We start from the raw sequence: 15,240 nt of genomic DNA on the forward strand, positions 1-15,240 counted from the left end.
GCAGTGCGATCGCCGCAGCGCGACCAGGCTCGGTGGGTGTCCGTCCGGACATCTGGGAGGATGGACGCATGCGCATTGCAAACAGCGTCGTCGACCTCATCGGCAACACCCCGCTGGTGAAGCTGAACACCGTCGTCGCCCCCGGGTCCGCACTCCTCGCCGCCAAGGTGGAGTACCTCAATCCCGGTGGCAGTTCGAAGGACCGCATCGCCGTCAAGATGATCGAGGCGGCCGAGGCGTCCGGTGAACTGAAGCCCGGCGGCACCATCGTCGAGCCCACCTCCGGCAACACCGGAGTCGGCCTGGCCCTCGTCGCACAGCAGCGCGGCTACAAGTGCGTCTTCGTGTGCCCCGACAAGGTCGGCGAGGACAAGCGCAACGTCCTACGTGCCTACGGCGCGCAGGTCGTCGTGTGCCCCACCGCGGTCGCCCCCGAGGATCCGGACAGCTACTACAGCGTCTCGGACCGCCTCGTGCGCGAGATCGACGGTGCCTGGAAGCCCAACCAGTACGCCAATCCGGGTGGTCCGCAGAGCCACTACGAGACCACCGGACCCGAGATCTGGAACGACACGGACGGCAAGATCACGCACTTCGTCGCCGGCGTCGGTACCGGCGGCACCATCACCGGAACCGGTCGCTACCTCAAGGAGATGTCGGGCGGTGCGGTGAAGATCATCGGTGCCGATCCCGAGGGTTCCGTCTACTCGGGCGGGACCGGTCGGCCGTACCTCGTCGAGGGCGTGGGCGAGGACTTCTGGCCCAGCGCGTACGACCCGTCGATCCCGGACGAGATCATCGCCGTGTCCGACGCCGACTCGTTCGAGATGACGCGTCGCCTGGCCCGCGAGGAGGGCCTGCTGGTCGGCGGATCCTGCGGTATGGCCATGGTCGCCGCGCTGCAGGTGGCCGAGCGCGAGGGCCCGGACGCCCTCGTCGTCGTCCTGCTGCCCGACGGTGGTCGCGGCTACCTCGGCAAGATCTTCAACGACAAGTGGATGAGCTCCTACGGCTTCCTGCGCACCCGGCTCGACGGCGGCACCGCCGAGCCCACCGTCGGTGACGTGCTGCGCGGCAAGTCCGGCGCACTGCCCGACCTCGTGCACACGCACCCGTCCGAGACGCTGCGCGACGCCATCGAGATCCTGCGCGAGTACGGCGTCTCCCAGATGCCGGTCGTCGGCGCCGAGCCGCCGGTCATGGCGGGCGAGGTCGCGGGCAGTGTCAGCGAGCGCGATCTGCTCAGTGCCGTGTTCGAGGGCCGGGCGAACCTGTCCGACGCCGTGAAGACGCACATGAGTGCGCCGTTCCCGCTCATCGGCGCCGGTGAGCCGGTCTCGGCCGCGACGAAGACGCTCGGCGACACCGACGCCGTCATGGTCGTCGACGACGGCAAGCCGGTCGGCGTCATCACCCGCCACGATCTCCTCGGATTCGTCACCACCGCGTCCTGACACACGGAACTACTGACCCATCCCGACCGGCCTCCGGCCTGCCCGCTCGTTAGGCTGGTGCGCATGAGTGAGCAGCGCAGCAAGTCCGACACGACGTCCTGGCAGGGGTTCTCCACTCGCGCGGTGCACGCCGGGTACGAGCCCGACCCGCTGACCGGTGCGGTCAACGTCCCGATCTACGCGAGCTCCACCTTCGCCCAGGACGGCGTGGGTGGTATGCGCAGCGGGTTCGAGTACGCCCGCACCGGCAACCCGACCCGGCGTCCGCTCGAGGCCAACCTGGCAGCCCTCGAGAACGGCCACTACGGTCGCGCGTTCTCCTCGGGCATGGCCGCGACGGACGCCCTCCTGCGGGCGTCGCTGCGCCCGGGCGACCACCTCGTGATCCCGAACGACGCGTACGGCGGCACCTTCCGGCTCATCGACAAGGTGTTCACCCAGTGGGGCATCGAGTACTCGGTGGCCGCGGTGTCGGACGTCGACGCCGTGCGCGAGGCCATTCGCCCCAACACGAAGCTGGTCTGGGTCGAGACGCCCACCAATCCGCTGCTCAACGTCGGCGACATCGAGGCTCTGTCGGGCGTCGCACACGAGGCGGGCGCGAAGATCGTCGTCGACAACACGTTCGCGTCGCCGTACCTGCAGCAGCCCCTCACGCTCGGTGCCGACGTGGTGCTGCACTCGACGACCAAGTACATCGGTGGACACTCCGACGTCGTCGGCGGCGCCCTCGTGTGCAACGACGAGGAACTGGACGCGTCGTTCGCCTTCCTGCAGAACGGCGCCGGCGGTGTTCCCGGACCATTCGACGCGTTCCTGACACTGCGCGGCATCAAGACGCTCGCCCTGCGCATGGAGCGGCACAGCGACAACGCCGAGAAGATCGTCGAGCTGCTGACGGGTCACCCCGCCGTCTCCTCGGTCATCTACCCGGGATCCGAGAGCCACCCGTCCCACGCCGTCGCCGCCAAGCAGATGCGTCGGTTCGGCGGCATGGTGTCGGTCCGTCTGAAGGGTGGCCGCCAGGCGGCGCTCGACCTCTGCGCGCGCACCGAGATCTTCACTCTCGCCGAGTCGTTGGGCGGCGTCGAGTCGTTGATCGAGCATCCCGGCGCCATGACCCACGCCTCCACCGCCGGCTCGCTGCTCGAGGTGCCGGACGACCTGGTGCGCCTGTCCGTCGGCATCGAGGACGCCGCCGACCTGGTGGGCGACATAGAACAGGCGCTCGCCTGACGCTCGCCTAGGAGCATTCGGGTTTAGGGTTCCAGCCATGGATCTCCTCACCGCCGACCGGCTGGACCGCGCCACCGCGCTGCTCGCCCCGGTCATGCGCCGCACACCCCTCGTGGCGTCCCGTGTCCTGTCCGATCGCACCGACCGCCAGGTGTGGCTCAAGTGCGAGAACCTGCAGCGCACCGGATCGTTCAAGCCGCGGGGTGCGTACAACCGGATCGCGGGTCTGACCGACGAGGAGCGCGCTCGTGGGGTGGTCGCGGCCAGTGCCGGCAATCACGCGCAGGGCGTCGCGTGGGCGGCGTCGGAACTCGGGGCCGCGTCGACGGTGTTCATGCCGAACGGTGCGCCGCTGCCGAAGTTGGTGGCCACCAAGGCGTACGGGGCCACCATTCACCAGGTGGGCACCACCATCGACGAGGCTCTCCTGGCGGCCATGGCCTTCGCCGACGAGACCGGCGCCGTGCTGATCCACCCGTTCGATCACATCGACGTGGTCGCGGGCCAGGCCACGGTCGGCGTCGAGATTCTCGACCAGATGCCCGATGTGGGCACCATCGTGGTGCCGACCGGCGGCGGCGGTCTCGTCGCCGGCATCGCCGCTGCCGTCGCGTTGAGCGGCAAGGACATTCGCATCGTCGGGGTCCAGGCGGAACAGGCAGCCGCGTGGCCCGGATCGCTCGAGGCCGGTATGCCGATCTCTGCCGAACGGATGTCGACGATGGCCGACGGTATCGCCGTGGGGCGTCCCGGGGCGGTCCCCTTCGCACACGTCACCGAGATGGTGGACCGCGTGCTCACCGTCAGCGAGGACGCGCTGTCGCGGGCACTGCTGCTGTGTATGGAGCGCGCCAAACTCATCGTCGAAGCCGCCGGAGCGGCAGCCGTCGCTGCGCTCATGGACCATCCCGAACAGTTCCACGGTGACGGGCCGATCGTCGCCGTCCTGTCCGGCGGCAACATCGATCCGCTCCTGCTGACACACGTCGTCGCGCACGGGTTGCGAGCGGCGGGTCGCTATCTGACGGTGCGCATCGTCATCCCCGACCGCCCGGGTGGCCTGGTGGGGGTGCTCGGCGTGGCACGCGACACGGCCGCGAGTGTGGTCGACGTGGTGCACGCGCGCACGGCAGGGCGGCTGGCGATGGACGAGGTCGAGATCATGATGACCCTGGAGACCCGGGGCCCGGATCACCGCGCCGCCGTGCTGTCGGGTCTCGCGGCCGCCGGATACGACGCCGAAGTTCAGGAGTGATCAGGCGGCGATGAAGACCGCGGCGGAGGCGTGGTCGGCGGCGCGATCGACCAGCGCGTCGGCGCCCGCTGCCGCGGCGCGCGACAGCGCGGCTGCCACCACGGGGGAGGACGCGGCCACCGTGGCCGTGGTGGTGCCCGTGGTGGTCACCATCGTGGTTCCCGAGGCGATCGGAACGAGGCGTTCCGCCGAGCCGTCGATCACCGAGATCTGCCATCCACGAACGGGTTCCGGCCCGGCGACGGCAATGTCGGTGTCGGTCGAGTTCGCACCCGACACCGACACCAGTGCCCCGCAGGCGAAGCGGCGTGCGATCGTCGCGGCGATGCGCTCCACGACCACGGCGAGCGCTGTCGCGTCCAGATCGACTGTGGCCCAGCCGGGAAGGCGCATGCCGAGTCCGTCTATCTCGATGGCCTCGTGAGTGTCCGTGCCCGAGCTGCGGAGCGGATCGACGGCGCCGGCCGTCAGGTCCGCGGCGGCGAGGGCGTGTCGCACCTGGTCCGCCAGAGCAGGGGAGACGCGCACGGTCCGGCCGAAGGAGCGGTTCAGTCGCTGCAGTTCGGAGTCCGCACGGGTGAGCGAGACGATGTCGAGCCACGTGTCCAGGGCGGTGCGCGCCGCGGCTGCCGCATCGGTGATCACGGCCGCGTCGGTGACGACCACCCGCACGTGGCGGTCGTCGATGTCGAACCCTGCGAATGCCTTCGTGGCGAGACTCATCTGGTGGCACCTCCATGGCGTTCATCGCTCGGCGAGCGCGTGCCTGTTACACCAGGGCTTCGAGCCCGGCGGCCACACGGATGGGAAACGGAGTTCGGCCCCGTACGCGAACGTGCGGGGCCGAACGACATGCGTCGTGCGAGATCAGTTGTGGTACGGCTCCGCGCTCGCGAGCGTGACCTTCATGGTCTTGCCGTTGGGCAGCGAGTACTCGCGCGTGTCGCCGACCTTGGCGTCGATCAATGCGCCGCCGAGGGGCGAGTTGGGGGAGTAGACCTCGAGCTTGCCGTCCCGTGCGCCCTCCTCACGCGTGGCGATGAGGAACGTCTCGGAATCGGACTCGTCACCGTCGTAGTAGACCTTGACGACCGACCCGGGGAGCGCGACGCCCGACTGGGTGGGAGCCTCGCCGACCTTGGCGTTGTTCAGCAGCTCCTGCAGCTGGCGGATACGCGCCTCCTGCTGGCCCTGCTCCTCGCGGGCGGCGTGGTATCCACCGTTCTCCTTGAGGTCGCCCTCTTCCCGTCGCTCGTTGATCTCCGCGGCGATGACGGGTCGGTTGGCGATGAGCTGGTCGAGTTCGCCCTTGAGCCTGTCGTGCGACTCCTGGGTCAGCCAGGTCACCTGGGTCTCGCTCATCTCGATCACTCCCTCGTGTTCTTCAGAGCCGTTCGGCTCCGGTATTCGTAGGCGGCGTGCGGTGGTGTCACCGAGCCCACACGTGAAAGAGAGCCCGCGCTGGTGCGCGAGCTCCGTCACGAGCAGGGCGTTCCGCCGGGGCGGAACGCGGTCGATGCGAACGGCCCTTGGCTCGAGTGCTCGCGTTACGCCCGTCAATGCAGCAATACACGGCCCCACTGGGTGAGCCGTGTACGAAGCGATTTTACCACGAAAGAACTTCGTGGTTTCTTGGTCGGCACCCGACGGTCACCGAGGTGTGAGATGTTCCGGCACGTCGAGGCTGCATCCGTAGAGGTCGGCGAGGCCCGGCGCGGCCGAGGTGATCACGAAGCTGCGGACGTCCTCGGTGCCGTTCTCGGACGCCGGGATCAGTACTTCGCGTCGCCCGGTCTCGGTTCCGTCGCGCGATCGCGATCGGATGATGCAGACCGCGGGCTGGGACGGGTCGTCCCTGGTCACGTTCAGGCGTACGTCGACGCGGTCCTCGCCGACGATGTCGAACGACACCATGGTCCCGTCGACGTCGGGGGTGGTGAACTTGGTGTATCCGAGGTAGGCGACGGCCACGCCCAGCGCGATGACCAGCAGCGTCAGAGCCACGGCGAGGACACGGGACGGGGCGATTCCCCGACTGGTGGGGTAGCGACCCTCGGGGAGACTCTGCGGCGTGGTGGACATCGCCGTCGAACTTACTCGCGGACCCGGTACCGCCTCGGCGGGGTACCGGACGAAGTGGAACTATTGGAGGTGCCCGGACCGGAACCGGAGCACCACCGATAGTTGAAGTGAGGCACACGTGAGCGGACTGCGACTGATGGCAGTGCACGCCCATCCCGACGACGAGTCCTCCAAGGGCGCTGCCACCATGGCGCGTTACGCGGCCGAGGGCAACGAGGTGCTGGTGGTCACGCTCACCGGCGGTGAGCGCGGCGACATCCTCAACCCGGCCATGGACATCCCCGGTGTGCGCGAGCGCATGTCCGAGGTGCGCAAGGAGGAGATGGCCGCTGCCGCAGCCATTCTCGGGGTGCAGCAGACGTGGCTGGGGTTCGTGGACTCCGGTCTGCCGGAGGGAGATCCGCTGCCGCCGCTTCCCGAGGGATGCTTCGCGCTGGTGCCGCTCGAGGAGTCGACCGAGGCTCTGGTGCGCGTGGTGCGCGACTTCAAGCCGCACGTCATGACGACCTACGACGAGAAGGGTGGCTACCCCCACCCCGACCACATCCGCTGCCACGAGGTGTCGGTCGCCGCGTACGAGGCGGCCGGCGATCCCGAGCAGTTCCCCGGAACGGGCGAGGCGTGGGAGGTCTCGAAGCTCTACTACTCCCACGGCTTCATCCGCCAGCGCATGCAGTTGTTCGACGACGAGATGATCGCCTCCGGTCAGGAGGGGCCGTTCACGGAATGGCTCGCGCAGTGGCCGAAGGATCGCGGCGAGATCATGGAGCGCGTCACCACCCAGGTGGAGTGCGCGGACTACTTCCAGCAGCGTGACGACGCACTGCGTGCGCACCGCACCCAGATCGATCCGAACGGCCGCTTCTTCGCGGTCCCGGTCGACGTTCAGAAGAAGCTGTGGCCGACCGAGGAGTACGAGCTCGCGCGGACCCGCGTGCGCACGTCGCTGCCCGAGACCGACCTGTTCGCCGGGATCGAGTCCTAGATGACCGTGCTCAGCGCGTCGATCATGCTGGCGCAGAACAACACCGGGCCCGAGTTCGGTAAGGCGTCACCCGTCGGTCTCGTCATCATCGTGCTGTTGCTCATCGGTACCGCCCTGTTGGTGCGGTCGATGAACGCGCACTTCAAGAAGCTCCCGGCGTCCTTCGAGCCGGAGGATCCGACGCCGGACCAGGCGGCGGACGAGGGCACGGACCGCGGAGGCTTCCGACCCGAGCGGTGAGGGGTTTGCGACCCGAGCGGTGATTGCGCCGGGTGTCACGGGGGACACTGCAGGGGTGGCCACCCGTGAGCGCAACACCCTGTCCGACTCGACGAGCCCCTACCTGCGTCAGCACGCCGACAATCCCGTGCACTGGCAGCAGTGGGGTGACGACGCCCTGGCGTGGGCTCGCGAACGAGACGTCCCGGTCCTGCTGTCGGTGGGCTACTCGGCGTGTCACTGGTGTCACGTGATGGCACACGAGTCGTTCGAGAACGACGCCATCGCGGAGATCATGAACGCGAACTTCGTGTGCATCAAGGTCGACCGCGAGGAACGCCCCGACATCGACGCCGTCTACATGAACGCGACGGTCGCGATGACGGGTCAGGGCGGTTGGCCGATGACGGCGTTCCTCACCCCCGACGCGGAACCGTTCTACTGCGGCACCTACTTCCCGCCCACACCTCGGCAGGGGATGCCGTCGTTCACGCAGCTGCTCGAGGCCATCTCCGAGACGTGGCGCACCCGTCGTGACGAGGTGCAGCAGGCGTCGGCCTCGGTGGTCGCCGAACTGCGCAGGACCGCCGCGGGCATTCCGGAGGGCGACCGAATCGTCGACGCCGCCCTGCTCGACGAGGCGGTGGCGCGCGTCCTGGCGGACGAGGACGTGCCGCGCGGCGGCTTCGGCGGAGCACCGAAGTTCCCACCGTCGTCTCTCGTGGAGGGGCTGCTCCGCCACGTCGAGCGCACCGGGTCGGAGCCCGCGCGCGCCGCGGTGGGCCGTACCGCCGACGCCATGGCCCGCGGCGGGATGTACGACCAGCTCGGGGGCGGTTTCGCTCGGTACTCCGTCGATGCGGACTGGGTGGTGCCGCACTTCGAGAAGATGCTCTACGACAACGCGTTGCTGCTGCGCTTCTACGCTCACCTGGCGCGCCGCGGCGATGCGTTCGCTCATCGTGTGGCCGTCGACACCGCCGACTTCCTCCTGCGCGATCTCGGCACGGACGACGGGTGCTTCGCCTCCGCCCTGGACGCCGACACCGACGGGGTGGAGGGTCTGACCTACGCGTGGACACCCGCGCAGCTGGTCGAGGTACTGGGCGACGAGGACGGGGCCCGGGCCGCGCAGGTGTTCGGGGTGACCGACACGGGCACGTTCGAGGAGGGGGCGTCCGTGTTGCAGTTGCGGGCCGAACCGACGGACCCCGAGCGTTTCGCACGCATGCGCGCAGCACTGGCCGCGTCGCGTGCCACGCGTCCTCAGCCGGGGCGCGACGACAAGGTGGTGACCGCCTGGAACGGCTTCGCGATCACGGCGCTGGCCGAGGGCGGCGCCGCGCTGGGGTACCGCAACTGGGTCGATGCGGCAGCACGCTGCGCGGACCGCATCCTGGACCTGCACCGCGTCGACGGCCGACTACGGCGTGCGTCCCTGGGCGGCGTCGTGGGCGATGCGGCGGCCATCGCGGAGGATCACGGCGCACTCGCCGTCGCTCTGGCCGCGCTGCACCAGGCGACCGGGGAGGCGCGCTGGCTGACGGCGGCGGAGGAGGTACTCGACGTCGCGCTCGACCACTTCGCCGATCCTGAGCAGCCGGGCAGCTGGTTCGACACCGCCGACGACGCGGAGACGCTCGTGACCCGGCCTCGCGATCCACTCGACAACGCGACCCCGTCCGGAGCGGCACTGATCACCGAGGCTCTGCTGACGGTGGCCGCGTCCAGCGAGAACTCCTCGCGCTTCGGTGCGGCGGCGGACAGGTCGCTGGCGCGAGCGTCGATCCTGCTCGAGCGGGCACCCCGGTCAGCCGGCCACTGGTTGACCGTCGCGGAAGCCGCGGTGGCGGGACCGGTGCAGGTGGCGATCGCCACGGAGTCGGTCGACGACGACCTCGTACGCACCGCCCGCCGCGTTGCCGCCGGCGGCACGGTGGTGGTCGCGGGTCCGCCCGACTCGGTCCCGCTGCTCGCGGATCGCCTGCTGGTGAGCGGCGAGTCGGCCGCGTACGTGTGTCACGGCTTCGTGTGCGACCGACCGGTCACCGACCCCGAGGACCTGACCGCACTCCTGGTCCGGTGACGCCGGATCAGGTGAAGAGCACCAGCCACACGGCGATGTAGTGGCACACCGCGGCGACGACCGTCGCGGCGTGGAAGAACTCGTGATGGCCGAACGTGGTGGGCCACGGGTTGGGCCACTTCGTTGCGTAGAGAATCGCGCCGATGCTGTAGAACACGCCGCCCGCCACCAGCAGTGCCATCGGTCCGACGCCCACACGATGGGTGAGTTCGCCCGCGACCGGCACGATGGCCCAGCCCAGCACGAGATACAGGGGCACGCCCAGCCAGCGAGGGGCCGTGGGCCACAGCATCTTCAGCGTCACTCCGGCCAGCGCACCGGCCCACACCACGATCAGTACGATGGTGCCGGTGCGGCTCGGCAGCCCGAGCACTGCGAACGGCGTGTAACTGCCGGCGATGAACAGGAAGATCATCGAGTGATCGGCGCGCTTCATCCACGTCCGGCTGCGCACGGTCTGCCAGTGGACGCGGTGGTATGTCGCGCTCACTCCGAAGAGACCGCACGTCGCGACGGCGTAGACAGTGATCGCGAGACCGGCCCGGACGGACACCGCCGAGTAGGCGAGCACCACGAGCACGATCCCGCAGACCACCGACACCCCGAAGGCGTACAGGTGGATCCATCCGCGCATGCGCGGCTTCACCGGCAGTTCGTCGAGCCCGAAGACAGTCACGAACCTACGGTACCGTAGGTTCGCGCTCCGACCGTGGCCGAACTAGCGGTCACCGAGTGTCAGATCCATCAGGGCACTGATCGTCTTGCGGTGAACCCATCCGCGCACACCGTCGCTCGCCAACGCGGCCCTCGCCGCAGCCAGTCCGGGTGCCCCGTGCACGCCGCCGCCCGGATGGGCGGACGCGCTCCCGAGGAACAACCGACCGACGGGAGTCTCCGTACGTCCGAGTCCGGGAACGGGCCGGAACACCAACTGCTGCTGCAGTTGCGACGTTCCGCCGTTCACCGCGCCACCGAACAGGTTGGCGTCGTCCGCTGTCAGGTCGCCCGGCCGCTGGACGTGCTTGCCGACGATCGACGCCGCGAACCCGGGCGCGTACTCCTCGAGGACGGTGTCGACCCGCTCGGCGAGCAGGTCGCCCGAGGCGTCGTCCGTCACACCGCGGGGGAGGTGTGTGTACGCCCATGCGCTCTCCGTCCCGGCCGGGGAGCGGGTGGCGTCCGCGGTCGTCATCTGACCGAACAGCATGAACGGCCGCTCCGGGATGCGGCCTGTCACCAGGTCGGCGTTCCATCGCACCAGACCGTCGTCGTCTGCGCCGACGTGCACCGTGCCCGCCTCGTTCAGACTCTTCGAGCGCCACGGGATCGGGGAGTCGAGCGCGTAGTTGATCTTCACCACCGGGGTGTCCCACTCGAACTTCTCGAGATCGCTGTGCACCCGGGCGGGAACCGCGTCCCGCGGCAACAGCGAGCCGTACAGCGCGGGAGCGGACACGTCTGCGACGACGGCTCGCCGTGCGACGTACGTGTCGCCGCCTGCCGTCCGCACGCCGCGGGCGACACCGCCGGAGACGTCGATCGAGGTCACCTCGGTTCCGCAGACGACCCGCGCCCCGGCGCTCTCGGCACGGCGCACGAGCGCGCTGGTCAGCTCCTGCGCACCGCCGACCGGGACGGGGTAGCCGACATCCTGCGCGAGCATCGTCAGCAGGTAGCCCATGATGCCGCTCGCGGGTGCGTCGGTGGGGACGTCGGCATGCATGGCGTTGCCGAGCAGCAGGCATCGCGCCGCCTCGCTGTGGAACAACTCGTGCGCCATCGCCCGGGCCGGGAGTACTGCGAAGCGCAGGAACCGCAGTGTCTCCGCGGTCCCGAGGCGCCGGAAGAGCGTCGCGGCACCCTTGACAGGCGGGAAGGAGCTGCCGAACAGCGAGTGCAGCAGAGGATCGCGGATCCGGTTCCACTGGTCCACCACGTACATCCACGCCTCGCCGTCGCGCGGATCGTGCTCCGCCAGCATGGCGGCGGTGTCCTCGGGATCGTGGTGGACCACCGGGGCGTCCTCGTCGTCGGGCGAGCGCGGGTGACCGAAGACGACGGGTGAGTGGGTCCAGCGGAGTCCGTGGCGGTCGAGCTCGAGCGCCGTGAACGCCGGGGACGACGCACCGAGGGGATAGAAGGCACTGAACAGGTCGCTCACGTATCCCGGGGTGAGCTCGGCGCTGCGGACCGCGCCGCCGGGCACCGGGGCGGACTCCAGGACGACGACGTCCCATCCTGCGTCGGCGAGCACGGACGCCGCGACGAGTCCGTTGTGGCCCGCTCCGATCACGACGGCGTCCACCGTCGTGGTCGTCATCGGGGAACCGCGGAACGCTCGGCCAGCAGCGCGAGTCGCCGTGTCGCCTCGGTGTTGCGGGGATACACGAGTGCGTGCTGGACCGACTCGGGAACGAGCGAGAACGGAAGGGTCCGAGCGTGCTCGATCATCTCGATCCGGCACCCCGAGCCTCGCGGCGTCAGGCGCAGGACGATCGTCGCCTTGCCTGCCGGCATCCCGCGCGCTTCGAGTGTCACCTCGTGTCCCTCCGTCATGCTCAGTACCCGCGTCTCGTCGTTCAGCACGGCGGGCCACAGCCCGACCGAATGGTGGATCCGCGAGCCGGGCGCGGGGAACTCGGGGTCGACGGCGCGGATGCGCGAGGCGCCCACCACCCACGTCGCGTAGCTCCACCCGTCGGAGAGCACGTTCCACACGGCATCGACGCTCGCCGTGGTGTCCCGGACAACAGTCATGACTGCTCCTGTTCTCTCGTGTGCGGTCGGAGCCGGGTACCCCGTACGCCACGGAACCATCATGCGGCGCGGTGACGAGTCGGTCACGCCGATCGCGTCGTACTGCGGGCGTAGGGTGATCACCTGCTGAACAATTCTGTCGAAGTGGGGAGCTGGGTGAAGGCTCGCGGTCTGCTGTACACGCTCTACGAGAGGCGCCTGCTGCGTCAGCTCGAGGGCGCTCAGCACCCTCGGCACGTAGCCGTGATGTGCGACGGCAATCGTCGCTGGGCCCGGGAGAACGGCTTCACCGACGTCAGCCACGGGCACCGGATGGGTGCGCTCAAGATCGCGGAGCTGCTCACGTGGTGTGACATGGCCGGCGTCGAGATGGCCACCATCTACCTGTTGTCCACCGAGAACCTGCGCCGGTCACCGGACGAGCTCGACTCGCTGCTCGAGATCATCACCGACGTCGTCGAGGAGATCAGCGGACCGGGAAAGAACTGGTCCGTGAAGATCGTCGGCACGATGGATCTGCTTCCCGCCGAATCCGCCCGCCGCCTCAAGGAGGCCGCCGCCGGCACGGCCGGCCGCTCGGGAACGCACGTCAACGTCGCGGTCGGGTACGGCGGCCGTCAGGAGATCGCCGACGCCGTGCAGTCGCTCATCGCGGAACGGCTGTCCGACGGTGCCGACGGGGACGAGTTGCTCCGCTCGGTCACCGTCGAGGGCATCGACTCGCACCTCTACACGTCGGGCCAGCCGGATCCGGATCTGGTGATCCGCACGTCGGGGGAGCAGCGGTTGTCCGGGTTCCTGCTGTGGCAGAGCGCGTACTCGGAGATCTGGTTCACCGAGGCCTACTGGCCCGAGTTCCGCCGCGTCGACTTCCTGCGCGCGCTGCGCGACTTCGCCGCGCGGCACCGGAGATTCGGTACCTGAGCCGGAGCCGGGCAGGCCGGAGGCCGGCCGTCACAATTTGCGCAGGCGCAGCCGGTTGATGGTGTGGTCGGCGTCCTTGCGCAGCACCAGGGTGGCGCGGGGGCGCGTCGGCAGGATGTTCTCCACCAGGTTGGGCCGGTTGATCGACTGCCAGATGTCCGCGGCCGCGATCCTGGCGTGCTCGTCGGACAGTCCCGAGTAGTGGTGGAAGTGCGAGGCCGGGTCGGCGAACGACGTGGAGCGCAGGGCGAGAAAGCGGTCGACGTACCACTTCTCGATGTCCTCGATGCGGGCGTCGACGTAGATGGAGAAGTCGAAGAGGTCCGAGACCATGAGGCGCGGACCGGTCTGCAGGACGTTGAGTCCCTCGATGACGAGGATGTCCGGCTGTCGCACCTCTGTGTACTTGCCCGGCACGATGTCGTACGAGACGTGCGAGTACACGGGTGCGCGTGCGGATTCGGCGCCGGATTTCACCTCGGTGACGAAGCGCAGAAGCTTGCGCCGGTCGTAGCTCTCGGGAAAACCCTTGCGGTGCATGATTCCTCGACGCACCAGCTCGGCCGACGAGTAGAGGAACCCGTCCGTCGTCACCAGGTCCACGCGCGGGTGGTGCTCCCATCGCGCCAGCAGTGCCTGCAGCACGCGCGCGGTCGTGGACTTGCCGACGGCGACGCTGCCGGCGATGCCGATGACGAAGGGGACCTGGCGGTCCGGCGTCTTCTCCCCGAGGAACGTGGCCGTCGCCGCGAACAGGCGTTGGCGGGCGGCCACCTGGAGATGGATGAGTCGAGCGAGGGGGAGGTAGACCTCCGCGACCTCGTCGAGGTCGATCTGTTCGCCCAGGCCGCGCAGGCCGGTGAGCTCGTCCTCGGTCAGGACCAGGGGTGTCGCGTTCCGGAGAGTGCGCCACTGTCGACGGTCGAATTCGACGTACGGACTCGACTCGCTCACTCGGGACACGCTGCCTCCATGACTGAATTGTGCTGGGTGGCTCCGGCGAACCGACAGCCGGGTGGTGCGTGACTAGAGTCGAGCGTCATGCACGCCGACACTCTCGTCCACGACTACCTCGTGCTGGGGTTGTCCTTCGATCGCCTCGAGGAGGGGTTCGTCGACGCCTACACCGGCGACCCCGCTCTGCGACGCCAGGTCGAGAACGCGCCCCCGCCCGAACCCCGCGCGCTGGCGCGGCGGGCGGCGGAACTGCGGACCGAACTGCCCTCGTCGGGGCTCTCCGAGGACCGCGCCGCGTTCCTCGACGTCCACCTGCGCGCGCTCGAGACGTCGGCACGGAAATTGGCCGGTGACGAGATCGGATTCGTCGACGAGGTGCACGACTACTTCGACGTCGCGATCGCACCGGGCGACACCGACGACTACCGCGAGGCACATCGCCTGATGGACGAGGTGCTGGCCGGGGCGGGGCCACTGGGGGAGCGGGTGCGCGCTCACCGCGTGGCCGACGAGATCCCGCCCGAGCGGCTCGCCGAGTGCGTCGAGGCGTTCTCCAGTGCGTTGCGCGACAAGGTGCGCGGCCGGTACCCGCTGCCCGACACCGAGAAGGTCACCTACGAGGTGGTGGGCGACAAGCCGTGGTCCGGGTTCAACTACTACCTGGGCGACTACCGGTCCACCGTCGCGATCAACTCGGACCTCAAGCAGCACATGGCGCATCTGCCCCATCTCATCGCACACGAGTCGTACCCGGGCCACCACACCGAGCACTGCCGCAAGGAGGCCGGGCTCGTGCGCGGTGCCGGGCAGGCGGAGCAGACGCTCTTCGTCGTCAACACTCCGCAGTGCCTGATGGCCGAGGGCCTCGCGGACCTGGCGCTCGAGTCGATCGTCGGGCCGGGCTGGGGAGTGTGGGCGCAGGAGATCTACGCCGACCTCGGCCTGCGATTCGACGGGGAACGCGCCGAGGCGCTGCAGACCGCGTCGGCGAAGCTGCTGGGGGTCCGTCAGGACGCCGCGCTGCTGCTGCACGACGAGCACCGCAGCCAGGACGACGTGGCCGCGTTCCTGGGGCAGTGGTCGCTCGCGACACCGGAACGCGCCCGTCAGATGCTGCGATTCCTGTCCTCACCGCTCTGGCGTGCCTACACCAGCACCTATGTCGAGGGGTATCGCCTGCTGCACTCGTGGCTGCACCGGGCCGACTCGGCGGACGGCCGAGCCGACCGCTTCGAGCGGCTGCTCGACGAACCCCTCATCCCGTCTCAACTGCGCTGATCACGGG

15 protein-coding genes are annotated in these 15,240 nt (G+C 69.3%); 8 read left to right on the top strand and 7 right to left on the bottom strand.

Annotated features, from left to right (window positions below; all coding sequences use genetic code 11):
* The first annotated feature begins 68 nt into the window (after positions 1 to 68).
* From HQ314_RS12665 to ilvA, 3 genes are all read left to right on the top strand, one after another.
* The gene (locus HQ314_RS12665; RefSeq protein WP_027503945.1) at positions 69 to 1,454 is read left to right on the top strand and encodes a cystathionine beta-synthase; all 1,386 of its coding nucleotides are present in this window, start codon (positions 69 to 71) and stop codon (positions 1,452 to 1,454) included.
* A gap of 63 nt (positions 1,455 to 1,517) precedes the next feature.
* The gene (locus tag HQ314_RS12670) at positions 1,518 to 2,690 is read left to right on the top strand and encodes a cystathionine gamma-synthase (protein WP_056447615.1); all 1,173 of its coding nucleotides are present in this window, start codon (positions 1,518 to 1,520) and stop codon (positions 2,688 to 2,690) included.
* Positions 2,691 to 2,727: 37 nt separating this feature from the next.
* Positions 2,728 to 3,945: a threonine ammonia-lyase gene (gene ilvA, locus HQ314_RS12675; protein WP_222650239.1), complete on the top strand. Its 1,218-nt coding sequence runs from the start codon at positions 2,728 to 2,730 to the stop codon at positions 3,943 to 3,945.
* Here ilvA and HQ314_RS12680 read toward each other — a convergent pair whose 3' ends face one another.
* The 3 genes from HQ314_RS12680 to HQ314_RS12690 form a co-directional block, all read right to left on the bottom strand.
* On the bottom strand, positions 3,946 to 4,668 hold the full coding sequence (locus HQ314_RS12680) for an FAD:protein FMN transferase (protein WP_222650240.1): 723 nt from the start codon (positions 4,666 to 4,668) through the stop codon (positions 3,946 to 3,948). It lies immediately after the preceding gene.
* Between the two features lie 144 nt (positions 4,669 to 4,812).
* Positions 4,813 to 5,307 (bottom strand): transcription elongation factor GreA, encoded by a 495-nt coding sequence (gene greA, locus HQ314_RS12685; protein ID WP_027503942.1) that lies wholly within the window; start codon positions 5,305 to 5,307, stop codon positions 4,813 to 4,815.
* A gap of 288 nt (positions 5,308 to 5,595) precedes the next feature.
* Positions 5,596 to 6,027 (bottom strand): DUF4307 domain-containing protein, encoded by a 432-nt coding sequence (locus HQ314_RS12690; protein ID WP_027503941.1) that lies wholly within the window; start codon positions 6,025 to 6,027, stop codon positions 5,596 to 5,598.
* Positions 6,028 to 6,163: 136 nt separating this feature from the next.
* On the opposite strand from HQ314_RS12690, the gene mca reads away from it, so the two are divergent.
* Genes mca through HQ314_RS12705 form a run of 3 tightly spaced genes read left to right on the top strand, consistent with a single transcriptional unit; the run spans position 6,164 to position 9,317 of the window.
* Positions 6,164 to 7,012 (top strand): mycothiol conjugate amidase Mca, encoded by an 849-nt coding sequence (gene mca, locus HQ314_RS12695; protein WP_037184227.1) that lies wholly within the window; start codon positions 6,164 to 6,166, stop codon positions 7,010 to 7,012.
* On the top strand, positions 7,013 to 7,252 hold the full coding sequence (locus HQ314_RS12700; protein ID WP_204866685.1) for a hypothetical protein: 240 nt from the start codon (positions 7,013 to 7,015) through the stop codon (positions 7,250 to 7,252).
* Between the two features lie 55 nt (positions 7,253 to 7,307).
* On the top strand, positions 7,308 to 9,317 hold the full coding sequence (locus HQ314_RS12705; RefSeq protein ID WP_222650241.1) for a thioredoxin domain-containing protein: 2,010 nt from the start codon (positions 7,308 to 7,310) through the stop codon (positions 9,315 to 9,317).
* 7 nt (positions 9,318 to 9,324) lie between these two features.
* Here the strand turns inward: HQ314_RS12705 and HQ314_RS12710 are convergent, their stop codons facing one another.
* The 3 genes from HQ314_RS12710 to HQ314_RS12720 are packed head-to-tail and all read right to left on the bottom strand — an operon-like array spanning position 9,325 to position 12,074.
* On the bottom strand, positions 9,325 to 9,993 hold the full coding sequence (locus HQ314_RS12710; protein WP_027503937.1) for a hemolysin III family protein: 669 nt from the start codon (positions 9,991 to 9,993) through the stop codon (positions 9,325 to 9,327).
* A 42-nt stretch (positions 9,994 to 10,035) separates the two neighbouring features.
* The gene (locus HQ314_RS12715; protein WP_222650242.1) at positions 10,036 to 11,637 is read right to left on the bottom strand and encodes an NAD(P)/FAD-dependent oxidoreductase; all 1,602 of its coding nucleotides are present in this window, start codon (positions 11,635 to 11,637) and stop codon (positions 10,036 to 10,038) included.
* Entirely contained in the window at positions 11,634 to 12,074 is a 441-nt protein-coding gene (locus tag HQ314_RS12720; protein ID WP_222650243.1) for an SRPBCC family protein, read from the bottom strand. Before HQ314_RS12720 ends, HQ314_RS12715 begins: the two co-directional genes overlap by 4 nt.
* 156 nt (positions 12,075 to 12,230) lie before the next feature.
* Between HQ314_RS12720 and HQ314_RS12725 the strand changes: the two genes are divergently transcribed.
* Complete coding sequence (locus HQ314_RS12725; protein WP_027503934.1) at positions 12,231 to 12,998, top strand: isoprenyl transferase; 768 nt, start codon at positions 12,231 to 12,233, stop codon at positions 12,996 to 12,998.
* Between the two features lie 30 nt (positions 12,999 to 13,028).
* On the opposite strand, the gene coaA is transcribed toward HQ314_RS12725, so the two are convergent.
* Positions 13,029 to 13,961 carry a type I pantothenate kinase gene (coaA, locus tag HQ314_RS12730; protein WP_027503933.1) on the bottom strand — a complete coding sequence of 311 codons (933 nt, stop codon included), beginning with the start codon at positions 13,959 to 13,961 and terminating at the stop codon, positions 13,029 to 13,031.
* 78 nt (positions 13,962 to 14,039) lie between these two features.
* Between coaA and HQ314_RS12735 the strand changes: the two genes are divergently transcribed.
* Positions 14,040 to 15,233 carry a DUF885 domain-containing protein gene (locus HQ314_RS12735; protein ID WP_222650244.1) on the top strand — a complete coding sequence of 398 codons (1,194 nt, stop codon included), beginning with the start codon at positions 14,040 to 14,042 and terminating at the stop codon, positions 15,231 to 15,233.
* Positions 15,234 to 15,240: the final 7 nt, after the last annotated feature.

It is taken from the genome of Rhodococcus sp. BP-332, from assembly GCF_019836065.1.
Classification (GTDB): domain Bacteria; phylum Actinomycetota; class Actinomycetes; order Mycobacteriales; family Mycobacteriaceae; genus Rhodococcoides.

Bases quoted from the DNA above. Each gene is read 5' to 3' on its own strand.
- HQ314_RS12665 (WP_027503945.1), top strand. From the start codon at position 69: ATGCGCATTGCAAACAGCGTCGTCGACCTCATCGGCAACACCCCGCTG.
- HQ314_RS12670 (WP_056447615.1), top strand. From the start codon at position 1,518: ATGAGTGAGCAGCGCAGCAAGTCCGACACGACGTCCTGGCAGGGGTTC.
- ilvA (WP_222650239.1), top strand. From the start codon at position 2,728: ATGGATCTCCTCACCGCCGACCGGCTGGACCGCGCCACCGCGCTGCTC.
- HQ314_RS12680 (WP_222650240.1), bottom strand. From the start codon at position 4,668: ATGAGTCTCGCCACGAAGGCATTCGCAGGGTTCGACATCGACGACCGC.
- greA (WP_027503942.1), bottom strand. From the start codon at position 5,307: ATGAGCGAGACCCAGGTGACCTGGCTGACCCAGGAGTCGCACGACAGG.
- HQ314_RS12690 (WP_027503941.1), bottom strand. From the start codon at position 6,027: ATGTCCACCACGCCGCAGAGTCTCCCCGAGGGTCGCTACCCCACCAGT.
- mca (WP_037184227.1), top strand. From the start codon at position 6,164: ATGGCAGTGCACGCCCATCCCGACGACGAGTCCTCCAAGGGCGCTGCC.
- HQ314_RS12700 (WP_204866685.1), top strand. From the start codon at position 7,013: ATGACCGTGCTCAGCGCGTCGATCATGCTGGCGCAGAACAACACCGGG.
- HQ314_RS12715 (WP_222650242.1), bottom strand. From the start codon at position 11,637: ATGACGACCACGACGGTGGACGCCGTCGTGATCGGAGCGGGCCACAAC.
- HQ314_RS12720 (WP_222650243.1), bottom strand. From the start codon at position 12,074: ATGACTGTTGTCCGGGACACCACGGCGAGCGTCGATGCCGTGTGGAAC.
- HQ314_RS12735 (WP_222650244.1), top strand. From the start codon at position 14,040: ATGCACGCCGACACTCTCGTCCACGACTACCTCGTGCTGGGGTTGTCC.